This window comes from Halomonas sp. 141, assembly GCF_002810305.1.
GTDB classification, from domain to species: Bacteria; Pseudomonadota; Gammaproteobacteria; order Pseudomonadales; family Halomonadaceae; genus Vreelandella; species Vreelandella stevensii.
The window spans coordinates 1-2,326 of sequence record NZ_PINZ01000092.1; the positions used below are offsets into that span (position 1 = coordinate 1).

Genomic DNA, 2,326 nt, shown 5'->3' on the forward strand with positions numbered 1-2,326 from the left:
TGCTTCAACTGATTCCGAACCAGGGCACTCAGGCCCCGGAACGATTTGCGCATATCGGTGGGCTCGGTGCACAGCCAAATCCGGGCCTGGCTATCGAGTCCGATCATCCGTGCTGGCTCAGCCGGAGTTCAACGCCATTACCCAGGCTGAGCACAATGTGCCAGCCTGGGCCGGAGGAGTGCGACGAGCCCATCAGTGACGACAAATCCAGAAAACTGGCCTCACTGGATCCTGCCGAATCATTGGTCGACGGATCGGACAGACGCTTGCGCCAGTTGCAGAAACTGGCGTAACCGATGTTCTCTTGTTTGCAAAACTTCGAAGCTGACAGACCACTGTCACGCTGCTGATCAACCAGGGCCTGCCACTGTTCGGGTGTGCGGTGCTTTCTCATGGGGGTAACCTCGTGTTGGAAAGTGTGAGGTTACTGTAGAGCGATTTTCAGCAGGGTGGCAGAACGTCGTGGAATGAACGCTTACACTCCTCGATCACTTTCAGTGGCTACGCACACAGCCTCTCTTTCTAGAGCTGGAGCAATGTCGCGTGGTACATGCTTGGTGGCATGAAACTTCACTTCAGCATTTAAAAGCGATGGGCATTCGCTGCTTGGACGATGCCGCCATGGCCGCTTATGAAGACAGTTACTCGACCACCTATTTTGCGATGGATCGAGTGATTGCCGGCTGCGAACACACGGTTCGTCCCTATGTCTCAGCATCGGGGTTTCGTACTATTAGGAAGCGCGTTCGGTGGTGGCCTAACGACGTGGCACTAATTCACCCTTGGGAGTTCTTACCCACCCAGGCGCGTGAGCATGGCTACCCCCATAACGCCCACCCTACTTTTTTTGGTCATTATGCTCTGACAAGCACCCCGCTGCGCTTGGGCCGTAACGTGGTTTGCCTAGATTACGCGGCGGCTTATGGGGGTGCGTTAGTGGCTTATACCCATTCACCGGGAACGCCGCTAGCGTTAAAAGGCTTTACAAGTGTGGACGTGATTCATCACCAAGACGGAGGCTTCGATTAACTATGCGCGCATGGATGCATCGTGCCTTACAGCGATGGGCACCGACATCTCATCAGAAGATGGCAGTTCGTGACGATCAACGCATCGTCTTCGACTTATCCGCTGCCGTTGGCTACCCCTTGGTAGTGAAGGTATCCCCGTGGCGCTCACCAACACCCTTGTCATGGGTCAGCGAAACCAATCATGAGCCGCTGGCGTGGGGAGAGTTCTTAGCCCCTGCGGGGATTGGTTGGCAGGCCCTGATGAGCACTCAGGGCGAGGCCTTAACGCGGGGCATGCCTGCTGAGGTAACAACACTGGTTAATGCCGTACCCTTTTTGGGCATGGAGCTGGCCCAGCTGACAGGCCGCCATCCAGCAGCCTTGGATCTGGCGGTTTACTCTCCCCTTCTACTGGTGTTACTCACTGAGAAAGCCATAGAGCATCAGTGGTCAGAACCCTATCTATTGAGCTTGCTCAGCAAAAAGCAATCTGAGCTGTGCGGCTATGCTGGCTTATCCAGTACGCAGGCGACTGCCAAACTGCTGCGCCGATGCGCGCTCACCCCTATGATTGGGCGAGAGTTCATCGCACTTAAGCGCGCATTAATGGATCCCCGTACCACGTCTCTACTTCGGCACCATCCGGCACCCTATGCTCAACAGTTAATTTTCTTAGGGAATTACCAAGGCGAACGGTGGCCTGGGTTACTCGCGCTCATTGATGAGGCGTTGAACTCGACCAACCGTGTTCATGATCGCACTTGGCTAACGTCCATGCTAGAAGACACACACCGCCTAGATGCTGCCAACCTCTCAAGGCTTCGTCGTGTTACATCGTTAGCGGAGCTACAAGTGCTGCATGATCGTCGTATTGCACGCTTTAATGCCCGAAATGATGCGCAAAGTGAGGTTCAAGCTGACATGCTGGAAAAGCGTTATGGGCCTTTCCCCAACGCCCCTCTACCGAACCAAGAAGGTATTTGCGCCTTAACCTCTTGGAGTTCACTCTTGCTTGAAGGCAAACGCATGCAGCACTGTGTGGGAAGTTACCACACGTTGGTGGCACAAGGGTCTATAGCGATTTACCACATGAGCCATCCAGAGCACTTAACCGTTGCCATTTCTCCCTTGGGTGATAAATGGGTGCTTAGTCAGGCGCAAGGCAAGCGCAATGCTATGCCCTCAGAACAAGCACTGCAGGCAGTCATGCGTTGGTTAGGCGGGCAGTAATCACAATTACCTGAATCCGTGAAGCCGGCGCCGACACTTTCCCTATCACCGCCAGCGAGCACTTTTTGATCATTCGCCCCGTGCAA

4 protein-coding genes are annotated in these 2,326 nt (G+C 54.5%); 2 read left to right on the forward strand and 2 right to left on the reverse strand.

Annotation, left to right across the window (positions count from 1 at the left end):
• Positions 1–107 (reverse strand): IS66 family insertion sequence element accessory protein TnpB (gene tnpB, locus CWI66_RS18740; protein ID WP_198517593.1); only part of this gene is annotated, 107 nt, incomplete at its 3' end.
• Complete coding sequence (tnpA, locus tag CWI66_RS17390; RefSeq protein WP_100732370.1) at positions 104–394, reverse strand: IS66 family insertion sequence element accessory protein TnpA; 291 nt, start codon at positions 392–394, stop codon at positions 104–106. The genes tnpA and tnpB, both read right to left, overlap by 4 nt.
• Positions 395–543: 149 nt before the next feature.
• On the opposite strand from tnpA, the gene CWI66_RS18125 reads away from it, so the two are divergent.
• Complete coding sequence (locus CWI66_RS18125; protein WP_157809006.1) at positions 544–1,029, forward strand: hypothetical protein; 486 nt, start codon at positions 544–546, stop codon at positions 1,027–1,029.
• 2 nt (positions 1,030–1,031) lie between these two features.
• Positions 1,032–2,240: a PcfJ domain-containing protein gene (locus tag CWI66_RS17395; protein WP_100732371.1), complete on the forward strand. Its 1,209-nt coding sequence runs from the start codon at positions 1,032–1,034 to the stop codon at positions 2,238–2,240.
• Positions 2,241–2,326 lie beyond the last annotated feature (86 nt).